Source organism: Novosphingobium sp. BL-S-20, from assembly GCF_055521635.1.
Genome location: NZ_CM145494.1, coordinates 3,136,335 through 3,153,208 on the forward strand (window position 1 = coordinate 3,136,335; position 16,874 = coordinate 3,153,208).

General features: G+C 64.2%; 16 protein-coding genes. 1 reads left to right on the forward strand and 15 read right to left on the reverse strand.

The features are described 5' to 3' along the window. Window positions 1–80 precede the first annotated feature (80 nt). The 14 genes from ACZ1II_RS22405 to ACZ1II_RS22470 all read right to left on the reverse strand — a co-directional run bounded on the left by ACZ1II_RS22405 (window position 81) and on the right by ACZ1II_RS22470 (window position 13,080). Window positions 81–299, reverse strand: coding sequence for a helix-turn-helix transcriptional regulator (locus tag ACZ1II_RS22405; protein ID WP_465145754.1), 219 nt, complete (start codon window positions 297–299; stop codon window positions 81–83). 60 nt (window positions 300–359) lie between these two features. Beyond that, window positions 360–584: a DUF2274 domain-containing protein gene (locus ACZ1II_RS22410; protein ID WP_159832009.1), complete on the reverse strand. Its 225-nt coding sequence runs from the start codon at window positions 582–584 to the stop codon at window positions 360–362. Further along, window positions 581–1,708 carry a TraB/TrbI/VirB10 family type IV secretion system protein gene (locus ACZ1II_RS22415; RefSeq protein ID WP_465145755.1) on the reverse strand — a complete coding sequence of 376 codons (1,128 nt, stop codon included), beginning with the start codon at window positions 1,706–1,708 and terminating at the stop codon, window positions 581–583. The genes ACZ1II_RS22410 and ACZ1II_RS22415 overlap by 4 nt, the downstream gene beginning before the upstream one ends. A gap of 197 nt (window positions 1,709–1,905) precedes the next feature. Beyond that, the gene (gene trbG, locus ACZ1II_RS22420; protein WP_465145756.1) at window positions 1,906–2,727 is read right to left on the reverse strand and encodes a P-type conjugative transfer protein TrbG; all 822 of its coding nucleotides are present in this window, start codon (window positions 2,725–2,727) and stop codon (window positions 1,906–1,908) included. Then, window positions 2,727–3,515 (reverse strand): conjugal transfer protein TrbF, encoded by a 789-nt coding sequence (gene trbF, locus ACZ1II_RS22425; RefSeq protein WP_465145757.1) that lies wholly within the window; start codon window positions 3,513–3,515, stop codon window positions 2,727–2,729. Before trbF ends, trbG begins: the two co-directional genes overlap by 1 nt. Window positions 3,516–3,517: 2 nt before the next feature. Next, entirely contained in the window at window positions 3,518–4,813 is a 1,296-nt protein-coding gene (gene trbL / locus ACZ1II_RS22430; protein ID WP_465145758.1) for a P-type conjugative transfer protein TrbL, read from the reverse strand. Window positions 4,814–4,954: 141 nt separating this feature from the next. Then, window positions 4,955–5,707: a P-type conjugative transfer protein TrbJ gene (gene trbJ / locus ACZ1II_RS22435; RefSeq protein WP_159832004.1), complete on the reverse strand. Its 753-nt coding sequence runs from the start codon at window positions 5,705–5,707 to the stop codon at window positions 4,955–4,957. A gap of 61 nt (window positions 5,708–5,768) precedes the next feature. After that, on the reverse strand, window positions 5,769–8,201 hold the full coding sequence (gene trbE, locus ACZ1II_RS22440) for a conjugal transfer protein TrbE (RefSeq protein WP_465145759.1): 2,433 nt from the start codon (window positions 8,199–8,201) through the stop codon (window positions 5,769–5,771). Next, window positions 8,195–8,467 (reverse strand): VirB3 family type IV secretion system protein, encoded by a 273-nt coding sequence (locus tag ACZ1II_RS22445; protein ID WP_465145760.1) that lies wholly within the window; start codon window positions 8,465–8,467, stop codon window positions 8,195–8,197. Before ACZ1II_RS22445 ends, trbE begins: the two co-directional genes overlap by 7 nt. Beyond that, window positions 8,464–8,805 carry a TrbC/VirB2 family type IV secretion system protein gene (locus ACZ1II_RS22450; RefSeq protein ID WP_465145761.1) on the reverse strand — a complete coding sequence of 114 codons (342 nt, stop codon included), beginning with the start codon at window positions 8,803–8,805 and terminating at the stop codon, window positions 8,464–8,466. Before ACZ1II_RS22450 ends, ACZ1II_RS22445 begins: the two co-directional genes overlap by 4 nt. 4 nt (window positions 8,806–8,809) lie before the next feature. Further along, a complete protein-coding gene (trbB, locus tag ACZ1II_RS22455; protein WP_465145762.1) occupies window positions 8,810–9,796 on the reverse strand; it encodes a P-type conjugative transfer ATPase TrbB in 987 nt (328 codons plus the stop codon). After that, window positions 9,793–10,191 carry a ribbon-helix-helix protein, CopG family gene (locus ACZ1II_RS22460; RefSeq protein ID WP_465145763.1) on the reverse strand — a complete coding sequence of 133 codons (399 nt, stop codon included), beginning with the start codon at window positions 10,189–10,191 and terminating at the stop codon, window positions 9,793–9,795. Before ACZ1II_RS22460 ends, trbB begins: the two co-directional genes overlap by 4 nt. 2 nt (window positions 10,192–10,193) lie before the next feature. Continuing rightward, a complete protein-coding gene (locus ACZ1II_RS22465) occupies window positions 10,194–12,275 on the reverse strand; it encodes a conjugal transfer protein TraG (protein ID WP_465145764.1) in 2,082 nt (693 codons plus the stop codon). Between the two features lie 310 nt (window positions 12,276–12,585). Next, window positions 12,586–13,080 carry a hypothetical protein gene (locus ACZ1II_RS22470; RefSeq protein WP_465145765.1) on the reverse strand — a complete coding sequence of 165 codons (495 nt, stop codon included), beginning with the start codon at window positions 13,078–13,080 and terminating at the stop codon, window positions 12,586–12,588. Between the two features lie 132 nt (window positions 13,081–13,212). Here ACZ1II_RS22470 and treF point away from each other — a divergent pair, with 132 nt between their 5' ends. Then, a complete protein-coding gene (gene treF, locus ACZ1II_RS22475) occupies window positions 13,213–14,781 on the forward strand; it encodes an alpha,alpha-trehalase TreF (protein WP_465145766.1) in 1,569 nt (522 codons plus the stop codon). 65 nt (window positions 14,782–14,846) lie between these two features. Here the strand turns inward: treF and rlxS are convergent, their stop codons facing one another. Then, window positions 14,847–16,808: a relaxase/mobilization nuclease RlxS gene (gene rlxS / locus ACZ1II_RS22480; RefSeq protein ID WP_465145767.1), complete on the reverse strand. Its 1,962-nt coding sequence runs from the start codon at window positions 16,806–16,808 to the stop codon at window positions 14,847–14,849. Window positions 16,809–16,874: the final 66 nt, after the last annotated feature.

Sequence of the window (16,874 nt, forward strand, 5' to 3'; positions counted from 1 at the left end):
CGCTATACCTTGTCCGTTATAGACCGGGGAGCACCCGACTAAATGGCGCCCCCGGTCATCAATTTTGAAATATATGTTGTTCAGTCTTCAAGCGAAAAGTCGTCGACCGCGTAGGCGGCTGGATCGCGTATCCATTCCATGATGGTGCTTTCCCGCCATCCGCAGCGGCGCTCGGAAATACGGACCTGTCCCGGAAAGGTGCCGGCCTCAATCTTGCGGTAGAGTGTCGCACGCGAGAGACTGGTGCGACTAACCACTTCGTTGATGCGCAAGAAGCGATCACGGGGCATGATGTTCATGTTGGATGTCCTTTCCAGTTTCCATTAAAATGAGACCGACGATAGGTTTATGAGGCCCAGCTACGCGCCATCCGTTCCTTTCCTTCGCTGCTTGAAACCGCGATCACTCTCCAGAAACGCCGACAAGATCGCAGGAACCAGATCGGCAACAGCAACGTCACGCCCGTAGGAGGCCGCGTAAGCCAGAGCGTACTCCTGAAGGTCCTGATGAAGGTCCGGCGTGACGGAAACCGAAAGCTTCATCGGCGTCCTGTCCGGGAGCTGCGGAAGTTTGATCGTATTCATGGCCGCGCCTCCCGTTCCTTCCAGGGTGCGAGCATCAGATCCTGCCGGACAATGAGACGTACAGCTGCGCCCGGACGAATCGTGATCGTCGGCCGGATGTCGAGGTTTCGCTGCGTGATCTGATCCCCTGCCCGGGATGTGCTGGTTTGCGCCGACTCCCGGATCGCCTGCACGAGATCGCTTTCGCCGCTGATCGAGAGTTCAGTGCCCACCCCTAACAGGGTCGCGATCGCAACACCTTTCAGCAGTTGGCCGGAATGATAATCGACCTTGTCCACCAGTCCGGCCTGCCCGGACGGACCGGTTGCGGGCATATTATCCAGCCGAAGCGATTTCCCATCCGGCATGACGAGACGCTGCCACACGACCAAGGCTCGGCTTTGCCCATAGGCAACTACACTGTCATAGTTTCCGATCAGCCGCGCACCTTGCGGAATAAGCAGGACTTCACCTGTGGCGCTGTCGAACACCTGCTGCGTCACTTGCGCCACGACCATTCCCGGGATATCGGAATTTATCCCCGTGATCAGGCTGCCGGCGATGACGCTCCCGGCCATGAGCATGTTCGCCGAGGGCGCCGGCGAGAGAACGTGCGGGTTGATATTCCCCCGCGTATCGAGACGCTCGGCAAATTGCGTTTTTCGGTCTTGTCCGCTGCCTTCCGCGCTCTCGCTGTCCGATGTCCCCGAAAGGGCCTCTTTGGTATCATTCGCTGGCGGGGCCGTTATCCCGGCAGGGGCTTTTCCGCTTTGAATCATGAGCGCCGACTGAAAGGCAGATCGAATCTCGCCCTCACGACGTTCTCGATCGACATCCCGAGTGGACGCCCCGTCGCTCGGCATGATCGGGGGGGACAGGTTGCTCCTCTCCTGGGCCCGTAGGATCGGGCGCCCCAGATCGCCGGGCAGCGGCGGCCCGAGCTTCGGCACCTTTCCATAGCTCGTCGGAAGCGCTGCTATGGTCTCATTCGGCTTCCGGTTCGGCTGAGACAGGTCTGCCGTCTCGTGGCCGCCGCGCCTGAAGGTTCCGCCTAACGCGAACCAGGCAATGCCGCCAATCACCAGCGCAGCGGCCGCAGATCCTGCAATGACGATGTCCTTGCGAAACCGGATCGCTCTGGGCACTCGGCCCCGGATTACGAGAGTTTCCGGATCGACCTTGGCGCCTCGGGGTGGAACTGTATCCGCGGAGTTTCCACGGGATGCGTTAGCGCCGCGCCTCTCCGGTCCTTCACCGGTCAGGTCCTGAACGGTGCGACCGGCGCCCTGACGATCGGACGACTGCCGCCCCGCTGCCTTCGGTGCGGGGATTTCCGGGCCGCTCATGGGCGCCCCCTTTTCGCCGGACCGCGTGTTATGCGAACCACCTGCTGCTTCCTGGTCCCAAGCCGCAGTTCGGCCACGCTGAAGATGCGGTCGACCACATAGAAGCGGTCCCGCATGCGGTAATTCACGAGCTCTGCGGCTCCCCCCTCCCCGATCAGAAACAGCGGCGGCGCCTCGTCGACGCCGATTGATGTCGGAAACTCGATGAAGGTCTGCCTACCGTCATCGAACGCCCGTACAGGCCGCCAGGACGGCTGATCGCCGGTGATCCGGTAACCGAAATAGAGCCGTTCGATACCGAGCCCCGCCGCAACCGGCTCGGCTGCTTTCGCCGCGGCCTCCGACCTTTTGAGAGCGATCATCTCGTCGAGCGGATAATTCCAGGAGAGCGCCGCCATTCCGCCGCTTGCCGCGCTGGACACGCTGACATGATAGACCCGCTTGTCGGTGGTAATGACGATGTTGGTGGCAAGACCTGCACTGAACGGTTTGACCAGGACATGGGTGCGCCGGTCCTCCCCGCTGCCGCTGGTCGTGTCGCCGATGACCCAGCGCGCCGTATCGCCGGCCGCGACGGAAACCAGCGCTTCACCGGCCTGTAGCGCAATGTCGGTGATCATGCCCGGCTGGGTGTAGACCCTGTAGACCGCGCCGTCCGACCACAGGAACACCTGCCTCGCATTGATGTATGAACCGGTAGCAGGCTCCACCCAGCCGCGCCGCTCCGTGGCTGCCTGCCTCGGCAGACTCACGGCTAAGGCGCAGACAGGGTGTATCGCTGCAGCGATAGCCGCAGCGGCGGTGATCCATGACCTCATCACAATACCTCCTCGGTTTCATGGGAAGAAGCACCTTTACCGGTTTCAGGTGTCGGTAGTTCGGCCGGGCCCGGCTCAGGACCGACGGAAGCGCCCTGCCCCGCAGGCTCCAGTTCCTGGCTCCAGTCGATCGCATCGACGTAGATCCCGAGCGGGTTGCGCCGCAGGGTTTCGGCATCGCGCGGCGGCCGCTCGACGAGCGTCAGGATCGCCGTCCATCGGCTTGTCCCGGTGGCATCGCCGCGTTCGAACGCGCGCTCGGTCCACTTGACCTGAAAGCTGGCTTCCGACGCCCTTACGACACTGGTGACCTGCACGGACACGGTGCGCTCGCCGATCCGGGTCAGCGCCCCGGAAGCCCGAGCATACTCACTGAGCGCACGCCCCCCGCGTTCGGTCGTGAAATCGTAAGCCTCAAGCCAGTCTGCGCGCATGACGACGGGATCGAGCGAGACGCCGCGAACATGGGCAATGTACTTGGAAAGGGCCCAGGCAATCTGCGGGTCGGTCGGCTTGTAGCCACGGTCCGCTTCGCTGACTGCCCGCGCCGCACCGAGGCGGTCGACTTCGACCACGTAGGGCACGACGCGGCTCTGCGCGGAGAGCCAGACGAACCCCGTCGTGACCGCGCATGTCAGGCCAAGGGATCCGAACGCCATGATCCGCCATGCCCGGGCCTGGACCCGCGCAGATCCGATCCGCTCGTCCCATAGCTGCCCGGCACGCTGAAACGGGGTCTCAGGTTCGGGGGTGCGTCCATAGAGCGGGACGCTGCGTTTGAAGCGCATGGTCAGTCGTTCCTTTCGCTGATGTCAGGAGTGGTGGACCCGCCGCCGCGATCACCCTGCTGGACCGCGTGAACGGCAAGCTGCCTGCGGTGGCGTGCCTTCTCTTCGCTGCGCAGCGACTTCGCCCACGCAGGTTCCGTCTCTCCGCCGCCGGATGCCGGCGACGGAGAGTTCGTGTCCCCTGCATTCGACCCGGCGATATCGGAGTGGGAGGCGGGCGCGGGGGCCCCCGCCTGACCGGGCGCACCCGCACGAGGCGCTGCGGAACCGGCCGGCGAAGTTCCTCGATGCCCTGAGGCAAGCCCAATCTTCGGGCCACCATTTGTCGCGGCGCTGGAAACACCGGATGAAGCTGCTGCCCCCACCGACGTTCCGGCCCGAATGCCGCCGAGTGCGGCGCCCCCCATCCGCACACCGGCAACGGCGCCTCCGCCGACCATCATCACCGTGCCGCCTGCCGCCATGGCGGTACCGGCCACGGCGCCTGCGCCGAGCTGCGGCGCCCCGGAAGCGAGGCCGCTGGCCACCGAAGGCGCAAAAATGCCGAGACCGAGGAGGGACAGGCTCGCGAGCACGAGACTCATGGCCTGGCCGATATCCGGCTCCTGCCCCTTCAGCGCCTGTGTCAGATCGTCGAAAAACGTGGAGCCGATGCCGACGATCACCGCCAGCACCATGACCTTGATGCCCGAACCGACAACGTGGCCGAGTACGCGCTCCGCCAGGAAACTGGTCCGGTTCCACAGCGCGAAAGGCACCAGGATGAAGCCCGCGAGGCTCACCAGCTTGAACTCGAGGATACAGACAAACATCTGCACAGCGAGGACGAAGAAAGCGAGGATCACGATCAGCCAGGCGAGAAGCAGGATCGCGATTGTCAGGAAATTGTTGAAGAAGCTGGTGAAGCCCAGCATCTTGGAAGCTTGCAGGAGCAGCGGCCAGGACGCCGAAAAGCCGATACCGGCAAGCCTGCCGGGCTTCATCAGATCGTCCTGTCCAAGCGCCCCGCCGCCTGCCGTCAATCCGGCCTGGGAAAAGGAGCGGAAGAGGATGTCGGCAAGATCGGAGAAGTTGCCGATAATGAAGGCAAAGGCGCCCACGAACAGGATTTTGCGCACGAACCTGGCGAGAACATTGTCCTCTCCGGCCAAAGTCCAGAACAGCGCGGCCAGGGTCACATCGATCGCGATCAACGTGCCGGTCAGGAAGCGTACATCGCCCCCGAGCAGCCCGAACCCGCTGTCTATGTAGCGGATGAACGTCGCCAGGAAGGCATCGATGATGTTGAGATTACCCATGCTTGCTGGCCTTCCTGCCGCAATGAAGAGGGGTGTCGCGGGGCGCGCAGCCGGAGGACGATAGGCACGCGCCCCGCGACGCGGCGGCGGGAGAGGCGATCCGCCGCCGCTGGCTGGATCGAGCCGACCGGCTCGAAGCCGCTAGTTCGGCGTGTAGGCGCTGCCGGACCCGAGGAACTTCGTCGTCGCCGCCTGGGCCTCGGCCGCTTCCTGCGCCCGGTTGCTCTCGCGCACCGCGTCGGCGCGGTACTGCGCGGCCATCATCTGCTGGATCTGGAATTGCTGCTTGGCCGTAAGGGCGAGCAGCTGGTTGGCCGCCTGCTGGACCTGCAGGGCGCCTTCCGCCCCCTGGCTGCGCTCGACGAGCGAATTGAGCGTCGCGGCATCGGCGGCGACGTTTTCGGCGATCTGCGCCTGGAGCGTGACGGTCTTGCGGTAGGCCGCGACCTGCGCATCCATCCGTGCGCGTGACGCGGCGACCCTGTCGTCGAGCTTTAGCGATTGGCGATAGGCATCGGGATAGAGCTGCGCGAACTGCTGGTCCGCGGATGCAACCTTGAACTCGATCCCCTGGGCCTGCCCCATCAGCACATCGATCTTGCGTAGGGTATCGGTGAGCGCCTGGAGTTCCGGAAAGCGTACGCTCGAAAGGTTCCTCGCCTGGTTGACGAGGCTCTGGGCCTGGTTCTGGAGTGACTGGATCTGATTGTTGACCTGCTGCAGCGCCCGGGCTGCCGTCAGCACGTTCTGCGCATGGTTGGTGGGATCGTAGACAACCAGCGCATGCGCGGGTGCCGGATGGACTCCGATACCCGCGCCGACCGCCGAGACCGCAAGGAGAGCCTGTGCAATTGCGCAGCGGTGGCGGCGGCGGAAAACGGACACCTTCAACATAGCGATTCTCCTGGAATTGGAACTTCGTCGTCAGATGAGAAAGGAATTTGCCCGTCCGGCCCTAATCCTGTGGCCCTGGAAACAGGCCGATCAGGTCGGCCGCCCACGCCGCTCCGGTCCCGGCAAGAAAACGGGAGAGAAAGGCGCTGGAACCTCCCTCGGCCAGCAGCCCATCGATCCGGGCTTGGACGGCAGGATCGGACGCGCCACACAAGGTGAGCGCCAGCGGCCCGAGGCCAAGTTCGAAGAGCCGGTTTCCCCGAGCTGATTGCAGGTAATAGTCCCGCTTCGGCGCGGCGCGGCTGATAAGCTCGATCTGCCGCGCATTGAGGCCGAAGCGCTCATAGATCTCGCGGGTCTGCGGTTCTTCCGCGCGGTCGTTGGGCAAGAGGATGCGCTGCGGGCAGCTTTCGAGAATTGCAGGCGCGATCGGCGAGCCCGCGATATCGGCCAGGCTCTGCGTCGCGAACAGGACCGAGACATTGCGTTTGCGCAGAACCTTGAGCCACTCACGGATGCGGGCGGCGAACAGCGGATGGTCGAGGAATATCCAGGCCTCATCGAGCACCAGCAGCGTCGGCCTGCCGTCAAAGCTCTTTTCGAGGCGGTGGAAAAGATAAGTAAGGACAGGCGCGACAACGCCCGTGTGCCCCATCAGCGCCTCGGTTTCGAAGCACTGTACATCGGCAAAGGGCAGCGTGTCCTCGGCCGCGTCCAGCATCCGCCCATAAGGCCCTTCGACCGTGTAAGGCGACAGCGCGGTACGCAGGGCATTGGATTGCAGCAGCAAGGTCAGCCCGGTGATGGTCCGCTCGGCGGCGGGCGCCGTTGAAAGGCTCGTCAGCGCCGACCAGACCTGGTCCTTGACCTCCGGAGTGACGGTCATGTTTTCCTGCGCCAGCAGCGCGGCGATCCACTCTGCGGCCCAGGCCCGCTCCGCCGGATCGTCGATTCCGCGGAGCGGCTGAAACGCGAGTGCGGATGCGGCGTCCGTGCCGAGGCCGAGCACATGATGTACGCCGCCGCAGCCGAGCACCGCCGCCCGCGCAGAAAGGCCTTTGTCGAACACGAAAATCTGCGCGTTCGCATAGCGCCGGAACTGCAGGATCATCAAAGCCAGGAGCACGGATTTGCCCGCGCCGGTCGGACCGGCCACGAACATATGGCCGACATCACCGACATGGGTCGAAAGGCGGAACGGCGTCGATCCGGATGTTCTGGCATGCAGCAGCGGCGCACCGCCAAGGTGATCGTTGGACGCGGGGCCTGCCCATATCGCGGAAAGCGGCATGAGGTGCGCCAGATTGAGCGTATGCACCAGCGGCTGCCGCACATTCGCGTAGACATGCCCGGGCAACGAAGAGAGCCAGGCCTCGACAGCGTTCACCCGTTCGCGGATCGTCGTGAAACCGAGGCCGCCGAGAATGCGCTCCACCTGCCGCATGCGGCCTTCGACCACGTCCCGGCCTGGATCGCTGACCGTGATCGTCGTGGTGAGGTAGCCGAACGATACATGATCGCCCCCCAGGGCCTGAAGCGCGAGGTCGGCATCGGCGACCTTGTTGTCGGCATCGCTGTCGAGAAGCTGGGAAGGACTGTTGTAGAGCACTTCGCGCAGCATGGCCGTCAGGGACTTGCGCTTGTTGAACCACTGGCGCCGCAGCGAGGTAAGCTCCTTCACCGCTTCGGCCTTGTCCATGGCAATGAACCGGGTGACCCAGCGATAAGGAAAATCCTGGCTGTTGAGCGCATCGAGCATTCCGGGATGGCTCATGTTCGGGAAACCCAGAACCGAGATCGTGCGCAGGTGCCGGTCCCCGAGTTGCGGCTCGAGTCCCCCGGTCAGCGGCGTGTCGACGATGAGACCGTCGAGGTACATCGGCGTGTCGGGCACCCGGACCGGATGGCGGGAATCGGAGATGGTCGCATGCAGATAAGTCAGTAGCTCGCCGCTGGTGAGGCCGCGGACTTCAGGCATGAAACCGCTCATGAGATCGAGCGCGCGGTCGGTCTCGGTCACAAAGCCGTCCAGCGCTTCCCGCCAGTCTCGCCCTTTCGCATCGTCCGCGCGCTCGACGAGACGGCGTCCCGCAGCGTCCTGGCTGTCAGCGGGCGGCAACCAGGTGAGGGTGAGGTAGAAAGCACTTTCGAAATGCATTCCTTCGGCCAGGAAAGCTTCGCGCCGCTCGCGCTCGACGAGCCAGCTGGCAGGATCGGGAAAGGCATCGTCCGGATAGGCCGTTGCCTCGCGGCGCTCCGCTTCGAAGAACAGCGCCCAGCCCGAGCCTAACCGCCGCAGTACATTATTGGCCCGCGCTGCGATCGAGATAAGGCCGCCGGATGTCGAGGATTCGAGATCCGGCCCCCGGAAGGAAAGCACCCGGAGGAAAGAACCGTCCTTGTTCAACATCACGCCGGGGGCGACGAGCGCCGCCCAGGGAAGGTGATCGGCAAGGCATGCGGGCTTCCTGCGATACTCGGCAAGATTCAGCATCCGTAGTATCCCTTCTGGCGGAGGTGGCGGAGAAGGACCGGCGCGAAATCGGGATCGCGCCGCGCGGCGAGCACGGCGAGGCTGTGCCCCGCCGCCCAGATGACGAGACCGGCCAGCCACTGCTGGAGCCCGAGACCCACCGCCACCGCAAGCGTACCATTGACGATGGCAATGCCGCGCGGCGCGCCGCCGAGCAGGATCGGGGCGCTGAGGCTCGCGTGGATAGGGACTTCGAATCCTTCGATGTGCTGGCCGGTCCCGCTCATGCGACCAGTGCTCCGCCGCCGAAGCTGAAGAAGGAGAGGAAGAAGCTCGAAGCGGCGAACGCAATCGAGAGGCCGAACACGATCTGGATGAGCCGCCGGAATCCACCGGCCGTTTCACCGAACGCCAGGGTAAGCCCGGTCGCGATAATGATGATGACGGCGACGATCTTGGCGACCGGTCCCTGCACCGATTCAAGCACCTGTTCGAGCGGTTGCTCCCACGGCATGCCTGAACCGGACGCCGAAGCACGCGATGCAAAGAACAGAGCAGCGGTAGCTCCCAGCAGCGAAATCGATGTCCCAGGCGAGCGGATCAGGCGGAAAGGCAGTGACTTCATGGCGTCATTCTCCTTCTGGGGTTGAGGGGGACAGCAGATCCGTGAGCCGGTATTCGCCGCTTGCGCCGTCCAGCCCGTCAAGCTGCGTAACTGCCGCTATCCGGCGCGCGAGACCTCGACCGGAAATGAACACGATGAGATCGATGGCCTCGGCGATGAGCCGGCGAGGCACGGTGACCACCGCTTCCTGCACCAGACTTTCGAGGCGATGGAGCGCCGCTGCCGCACCGTTTGCATGGACCGTTGCGATCCCGCCCGGATGCCCGGTGTTCCAGGCCTTCAGCATGTCGAGTGCCTCAGGTCCGCGCACTTCGCCGACGATGATGCGGTCAGGCCGCAGCCTCAGCGTCGATCGGACAAGGTCGCCTATCGTAACGTGCCCCGCCCTGGTGCGCAGGGCGACCGTATCGGCCGCCGGGCACTGGAGCTCCCGGGTATCCTCGATGACGACAACACGCTCATCTATCTCGGCCATTTCATTGAGCAGGGCATTGGCCAAGGTGGTCTTGCCCGACGATGTGCCCCCGGCGACCAGGATATTGGCGCGGTGAAGCACGGCCTGCCGCAGGAGTTCCGCGACATCCCGGCTCATGATGCCGTCGGCCACGTAGTCGCCGAGCGAATGAATCCGGGCCGCCGGTTTTCGGATTGCAAAGCAGGGGGCGGTTGCCACGGGAGGCAGGATGCCCTCGAACCGCTCGCCGGCACCTTCACCATGCGCGGGAAGCTCCGCCGAAACGATCGGCCGGTCGCCATGCACTTCGCTGCGGACATGGCTCGCGACGAGGCGGATGATTCGCTCGACCTGGTCCGGCGCGATCCGCACCTGCGTGTCCACCCTGCCTTCGCCCAGCAGATCGATGCGGAGCACACCGTCCGGATTGACCATGATCTCAATGACGCGGGGGTCGCCTAGCGCCGCTTCGATCGCGGGACCCATGGCGGTGCGCAGCATGGCGCGCTTGCGCAGGTTGGTTTCCGCGCCGGTCAATGTGCATCTCCGCCCTCGAGCGTGCGCTTGCCCTTGCCGACCTGCCGCGCAACCTGATTGAGAAACGCTTCAAACCGCAGCGCTCCCGCCGCCCGGCCTGCCTGATCGCCCTCCGCGAGCGGGGGATGGATCGCGAGCTCGTAGCGGATGAACAGGGCCAGCGTTTCCAGTTCGATGTGGCTGTCGCGGACCAGCCGATCGAGGCTGTTTGCGAGACGGTCGAGCCGGCGCCCGAAACGTTCGTCGAGTTCGGATACCCCCTTGCGGTCCAGCCAATAGGCCAGCGCCTGCGCCAGGATATCGGACTTGGTCACGCCGCCCTTGCGCGCAAGCTCGGCCAGCCTGTCGCTCGTGGCCTTCGGCAGAAGGAACTGGTGACGGATCTTCGGCGCCATGGTCAAACCTCCAACTGGATCTGGTCGGGATGCTCGGGCGAACCCATCGCGTAAGCCGCGCGTGCGAGCCTTTGCTGCAAGAGTTCCATGGCGCGCCTGTCCACAGCCGGATCGTCGGCTTCCGCTTCGAACCCGAGCTCGTCGATACGGACCTGCGCCGCCGGCCCGGTGAGGGGAATGTCCAGTTCGAGTTGCTGGACGTGTGCGCGGGCACTGCCGGTATCGTCGGACTGCTGCTTCTCTCCCTTGCCGGGCGTGCGCGGCAGCTCCGGTGCCGGTCCGGCGTTCATCGATGCCAAGCGCACGTCGCTGTCCCTGACCCGGTCCTGCCAGTCGTCGGGCCGCGGGGGGGGCGCGTCATTATAGGCGCCCTTCGAAAGCTGCGGCGCCGGCAACATGCGCTCGGAGAACACCGCCTCCTCGAAATAGCGAAGCTTGGCCGCGCGAACCGGGGGCATGCCCGAGACAAGCACCAGCTCGTCACTCGCAGGCAGCTGCATGACTTCACCAGGCGTAAGCAGCGGCCTGGCCGTCTCCTGGCGGCTGACCATCACATGAGAAAGCCAGGGAGCCAGCCGGTGGCCTGCATAATTGCGCATCGAACGCTGTTCGGTCGCAGTGCCCAGAGCATCGGACAGCCGCTTGGCGGTACGCTCATCGTTGGTCGCAAAGGCCACCCGGATATGGCAGTTATCCAGGATCGAATTGTGCTCGCCATAGGCCTTCTCGATCTGGTTCAGACTCTGGGCGATGAGAAAGGCGCGCACCCCGTAGCCTGCGAGAAAGGCAAGGCTGGTCTCGAAGAAGTCGAGCCGCCCGAGCGCCGGAAACTCGTCGAGCATCATGAGCAGCTTGTGACGCCTCGAACCGCTGTTTCCACCTGCGCCGTGGTCGTGCAGCTCCTCGGTCAACCGCCGGCCGATCTGGTTGAGAATGAGGCGGATCAGCGGCTTGGTCCGGCTGATGTCCGAAGGCGGAACGACAAGGTAAAGCGAGGCGGGATGCTTGCCCTCGACCAGATCGGCAATCCGCCAGTCCGAAACTGCCGTAACGGCGGAGACGGTGGGGTCACGGTAGAGCCCGAGAAAGGACATGGCGGTCGACAGCACGCCCGAGCGCTCGTTGACCGACTTGTTCAGGACCTCGCGCGCAGCCGAGGCGACCACGGGGTGGACCATGGGCCGCTCAGGCGTGCCGATGTGGTTGACCGACATCATCGCATTCAGGGTCTTCTCGAAGTCGCGCCCCGGATCCGACAGGAACTTCGCGACACCGGACAGGGTCTTGTCCTTTTCGGCGTAGAGCACGTGAAGGATCGCGCCCACGAGCAGCGCATGACTGGTCTTTTCCCAGTGATTGCGGCGCTCCAGCGCCCCTTCGGGATCGACCAGGATGTCGGCGATGTTCTGGACATCGCGCACCTCGTGCTCACCGCGGCGCACTTCAAGCAGCGGATTGTAGCGGGCGGAGAGTGGGTCTGTCGGGTTGAACAGCAGGCAGTGCGAAAAGAGCGAGCGCCAGCCGGCGGTCAAATGCCAGTTCTCTCCCTTGATGTCATGGATGACTGCCGAACCCGGCCAACCCAGCAGCGTCGGCACCACGAGACCGACACCTTTGCCGGAGCGCGTCGGCGCAAAAGCCATGACGTGCTCCGGTCCGTCATGCCGGAGATAGTCTCCGCCGACCCGGCCAAGGAACACACCCTGTCCGGCAAGCAGACCGCCTTTACGAAGATCCATCCGGTCAGCCCAGCGGGCTGACCCATAGGTGGTGACATTGCGCTGCTGCCGTGCCCGCCAGACCGAACCGAAGATCGCGGCGCCGCAACCCATCAGCCCGCTCGCGGCGGCCAGCCCCCCGGCTTCATCGAAGACGGCAGGAGCATAGGCATCGAATTCGAACCACCAGATGAACAGCGCCCAGGGTTCGTAGACCCGCCAGCTTCCAAGGTAGAACCATGGCTGGCCGAGTTCAGGCTGATAGGCGAGCTCAGCCGCGGCCCACTGGGTCGCGAACCACACGCCGGCCTGGACAATGGCGAACACCACCAGCATCTGGCCGATCAGGAGTTTGGTTGGGGTCATGAAAGCCTCCGCCCGTCGCAGCGATGGCCGCAGGAGCAGTGCTTACAATCCCGGAATTCCAAATCCGCCGACAGACCCTGTCTGAGGCACCCAGGTACGTTTTTGCGGCAACTCAGGCTCGGTTTGCAGTCTCAACGCGAAGAGTGGTGCGAATCAGTACGCGTGCCGCTCGCGGCATCCATCAGCTGGAAGTGGGCGGTGATCGGTGCCGAGGATGCGAACGACAGGCTGACAAAGATCGTCAAAATGCCCGATCATCACGTCAAGCATTCGGGCCATTGCCAGACCGAGGTGCATCGCCGCGTATCGCTCAGAAGTAGATATCAACGTAATCCGTCAAGCTGTCGCACCACTCGAACTCGCGCAGCCGATAGTAACGCCGGTTCTGCGTGACGGCGAAATGCCAGGTCTTGTCCGCCGAGCAGGTACGGCCCGGATCCGGCGTGTTACTGATCGTGATCTTGCCCTGAAACGTGAAATAGTCCGGGCCGATTTCGGTGATGGTGCCGTCGAGCGCGAGCAGTCCGGGACCGTTGACGTCCGCCTGACGGCCATGCAGACTCCATAAGCCGGCCCGCCGCGTGACGGTCGCTGTGCCGCGGTGATCCCAGTCTATCCACTGGAGCGTCAGGCCCTTGTTGGCGAGCAGCCTCTCCGCGTTTCTCTTGTCGAGAATGCGGGTCTGATCGGCTGTGGTCGGACTTTCACCTCCCCCGGTCGCGTGCGATGCCGAAGGCGAAACGGCTAGCGCCAGAATTGGCGCCACGAGCATGCAGAGGGCAATGCCGGCTTTGGTTGGGACCATTTTTCAGTCTCCCAGGTGATGAACTCATAGACATGGCAGGCACCTTCCAGGGATGCCAGGCGTTGCCCATTGCGTGACATATCAATCATCAAGACAGGGATATGCAACCCAGCAATGCCGAAGGGAGCAGTCATGATACCCTCGCCCGTTCGCCGTCTCTGCGCTGCGGCCCTGGTCCTTGCCTTGTGTGCGAACGGCAGCCCGCCCACTCCCGCCGATCAATTTGGCGACTTGTTCACCGCGGTCCAGGAGCAGCGGATCTTCGGCGACGGCAAGACCTTCGTCGACGCGTCGCCCACGACGGCGCCGGCGGAGATCATGCGACTGTTCGCTACCCAGGCGCCGAAGTCCAAATCCGAGTTGCGACGTTTCGTGCTGGAGCATTTCACCGTTCCCGGCGTGAACGACAACGCGAAGGTTGCGCTGCGTGACCATGTCAGGGGGCTATGGCCGCAATTGACGCGCGACGATGCCACGTCCCCTGAGGTGGGGAATCCCTCGCTGATCCGCGCCATGCACCCTTATGTGGTGCCCGGCGGACGCTTTCGGGAATCCTATTACTGGGACTCCTATTTCACCATGCTCGGTCTGAAGGCGGACGGGCGCGCCGATCTGGTCGAGAGCATGCTCGGCAATTTCACCGACCTCGTCGAGCGCTTCGGCCACATTCCGAATGGCACGCGAACCTATTATGTCAGCCGATCGCAACCACCCTTTTTCGCCCTCATGGTCGACCTGTCCGAACAAAAGGATCCAGCGGTCCGCGCCCGCCGTCTGGCTGCGCTGCGCCGGGAACATGCGTACTGGATGGCCGGCGAGGCCTGCGCGCGCAAGACGAGACAGCCTTGCGAACGCGTCGTGCCGATGCCCGACGGCAGCCTGCTGAACCGCTACTGGGACGATCGCGATACGCCGAGGGACGAGTCCTTCGCGGAAGACCGCGACACAGCCGCGCAGGCTCCCGCGCGAGCCCCCGAGGCGGTCTATCGCGACTTGCGTGCCGGTGCGGAAAGCGGGTGGGATTTCAGTTCGCGCTGGTTGGCCGATCCACAAAACCTATCGACGATACGGACGACCGCGATAGTACCGGTCGACCTCAATGCGCTGCTCTGGGGCCTGGAAACCCGTATCGCCGATGGCTGCCGTCAAGCTGCCGACACACCCTGCCGGATCGAATTCACCCGGCGAGCAGACCAGCGAAAGGCGTCCGTTGACCGCCACCTCTGGGTCAGCAAAGAGAGCCGCTATGCCGATTGGTCCCTGACCGACCGCAAGCCCACCTCGGTGGTCTCGAGCGCAACTCTCTTTCCGCTGTTCGTCGGCATGGCGTCTTCCGCTCAGGGCAAAGCGGTTGCCCGCACGACGCGCGGCGAGCTGGTTGCACCGGGCGGCCTGCGCACGACGGGGCTGCGGACCGGTCAGCAATGGGATGCGCCGAACGGCTGGGCGCCTCTCCAGTGGGTCGCGATCGACGGCCTCGAACGATACGGCCAGAAGGAACTGGCGCAAGATATCGCGAAGCGCTGGATACGGACGGTGGACGTGACATACCGCGAGAACGGCAAGATGCTGGAAAAGTACGATGTCGAGGAACGACTTCCCGGCGGCGGCGGCGAATATCCCCTGCAAGACGGCTTCGGATGGACCAACGGAGTGACCAGCGCCATCCTGGAACGAATGCCGGAACTGGACCCGCACTGAGGCGGCTGAGCGCTGCTGCCGCGTTCGCCGATCTTCCTTTTCCGTTCTGCCTTCCCGAACAGGCTCTAGGATATTTCCGGTCCTGCCCGTCCCCTCCCGAATTGCCAGCTTATGCCGTTCTCGCGCATGATGCCGCCGGCCTCCTGACCGATCTGTTTTTCCAGCACCGGCCTCCAGGGGACGAGTGTAAATTCACGGCTTTTCTCGATGAGGGCATAAGAGCCGGAAATGCCCTCGACCCGCCGCGCCACACTGCCCTCAATCCAATCTCCGCGGCGTGCCTCTGCAAATCCCTTGCCCAGCTCATCCGAAAGTCCCGCCGCGATCCGCAGCAGCTCCCGCCTTTGAAGTGACGCCAAAGCGTTCTGTTTCAACGCGAAGCCCTCTCCTTCCCCGTCGGCCAACCCCTGCTCGACCAGCCATTGCCGACGCGCAGAGACGGCGGCACACACCTCGCCGCCAAATCCGCCGTCCCGGAAGTTGAGGCCGGACGGCGATGCCAGTTCGCGATCAAGCCAGCTGGCACCTTCGACGCCGATCAGCTTGTCGACAGGTAGAGCCGAGAGAACCTCGACGTCGACGGGACGATCCGCAACAAGTCCGTGCTCGAAACGCTTCACCTGCTGCAAATGGTCCGGTGAAATGCGCCAGGTGCCGTCAGCCTCGCGCTCGATATCAACGCGTGCCCGCCGCATGGCCTCGAGGCGCCTGACATGTGTCTCGGCGAACACCTCGCTGATACGGGGATCATGCCGCCGGTGAAGAGCTGCGGAATAGCGCCCGTCATTCGCTTGCGCCACTTCCAGCACCGTCCGGTCCATCGCCCTTACCGCAGGCACACGAGGATCGATGCGGACCGTCGCCCTCCCGGGCACCGGATCGACAGCGGATGCAGCGCCGATATCCACATAATGTGCTCGACCGTCGACGCCGTCGATCACCAGAAAATGACGGTCGCGATGTTCGTCGGCAAGGCCTCGGGTCACCACACGTCCCACGAGTGGTCCATTCTCCGGCACGAAAATGCTCTGATCGGGTCGATCGAGCCTTGCTCGGGATATCTCCCGCTGCATCTGGCGGATGATGTCGCCGCGCTCGGCCATGGTCCGGAGCGTCTCCTCCGTGTCCTCGCCAAGCTGCCAGCGGCCGCCGCCCAGATCCTCCGCCAGTCCCATGCGCCGCAATGCCTGAAGACGCCCGGTCTCCAGAGCGTGGAACAGTGGGTCCGCAGCACTCGGCGCGACAACATGCTCCTCGTTCATCCGCCCGATCAGCCGGCGATCGAGACTGGTGAGCCGCTCCTGCTCGATTTCCATACGGAGCCGAGCCTCGATTTCGTGTTCACTACGCGGGCCAAGTTCAAGCGAAACGATCTCGGCAGCTCGCTCCCGAAATCCGTGGGCGATATACTCCCGGGCAATCACGAGATCGCGGGCCCGGTCGTCCACGCCGCGCAGCACGACGTGGGTGTGGGGATGGCCGGTATTGAAGTGATCGACGGCAACCCAGTCGAGCTTCGTACCGAGGTCATCGCCGACCTGCTCCATCAGCCGCCGAATGACCGGCTTGAGGTCCTCGAACCGATCGCCGTCTTCTGCCGAGACGATGAAGCGGAACTGATGCCGATCTCCCTTGCTGCGCTCGAGAAAATACTTCCCGTCAACGCGGTCATTCGCGGGACCGTAAAGCTCTCCGGGCTTGCCTTCCCGGGTAACCCCATCTCGCTGTATGTAATGGAGGTGAGCCCGGGCTGCTCCAAGCCCCTTGCCGCGCAGTACCGCGAGCCGGGTCTTCACCACGACGCGCCGCGAGCGAAGGCCAGCCAGCCTGTCGCGAGTCGACAACAGACGCCCGGTTGCCGCACCGCGACCGATCCTGCTGCCGTCGTAGCCCCGGTTCCCCGATCTCCGCGCCTTCCCGAGCAAACCGGCAGCATGGGCGACACGGGAGGCATAGCGATCAGGCGTCCTCCCGCCCGTACCGCGCTGCCGCCCCAGCCTGGGCTCGAATTCGTCGTCCTTCGCCATTTCCACGCCTCCGAACCGCAATGCTCCGATCACGCTATCCGGGAAAACACATGCCTCCCGCTAAGC

What these genes read in the sequence shown, in the direction of transcription:
- rlxS (WP_465145767.1), bottom strand. Translation starts at nt 16,808, where the DNA reads ATGGCGAAGGACGACGAATTCGAGCCCAGGCTGGGGCGGCAGCGCGGT.
- trbG (WP_465145756.1), bottom strand. Translation starts at nt 2,727, where the DNA reads ATGAGGTCATGGATCACCGCCGCTGCGGCTATCGCTGCAGCGATACAC.
- ACZ1II_RS22470 (WP_465145765.1), bottom strand. Translation starts at nt 13,080, where the DNA reads ATGGTCCCAACCAAAGCCGGCATTGCCCTCTGCATGCTCGTGGCGCCA.
- ACZ1II_RS22465 (WP_465145764.1), bottom strand. Translation starts at nt 12,275, where the DNA reads ATGACCCCAACCAAACTCCTGATCGGCCAGATGCTGGTGGTGTTCGCC.
- trbF (WP_465145757.1), bottom strand. Translation starts at nt 3,515, where the DNA reads ATGCGCTTCAAACGCAGCGTCCCGCTCTATGGACGCACCCCCGAACCT.
- treF (WP_465145766.1), top strand. Translation starts at nt 13,213, where the DNA reads ATGATACCCTCGCCCGTTCGCCGTCTCTGCGCTGCGGCCCTGGTCCTT.
- trbL (WP_465145758.1), bottom strand. Translation starts at nt 4,813, where the DNA reads ATGGGTAATCTCAACATCATCGATGCCTTCCTGGCGACGTTCATCCGC.
- ACZ1II_RS22450 (WP_465145761.1), bottom strand. Translation starts at nt 8,805, where the DNA reads ATGAAGTCACTGCCTTTCCGCCTGATCCGCTCGCCTGGGACATCGATT.
- ACZ1II_RS22460 (WP_465145763.1), bottom strand. Translation starts at nt 10,191, where the DNA reads ATGGCGCCGAAGATCCGTCACCAGTTCCTTCTGCCGAAGGCCACGAGC.
- ACZ1II_RS22445 (WP_465145760.1), bottom strand. Translation starts at nt 8,467, where the DNA reads ATGAGCGGGACCGGCCAGCACATCGAAGGATTCGAAGTCCCTATCCAC.
- ACZ1II_RS22410 (WP_159832009.1), bottom strand. Translation starts at nt 584, where the DNA reads ATGAATACGATCAAACTTCCGCAGCTCCCGGACAGGACGCCGATGAAG.
- trbJ (WP_159832004.1), bottom strand. Translation starts at nt 5,707, where the DNA reads ATGTTGAAGGTGTCCGTTTTCCGCCGCCGCCACCGCTGCGCAATTGCA.
- trbE (WP_465145759.1), bottom strand. Translation starts at nt 8,201, where the DNA reads ATGCTGAATCTTGCCGAGTATCGCAGGAAGCCCGCATGCCTTGCCGAT.
- ACZ1II_RS22405 (WP_465145754.1), bottom strand. Translation starts at nt 299, where the DNA reads ATGAACATCATGCCCCGTGATCGCTTCTTGCGCATCAACGAAGTGGTT.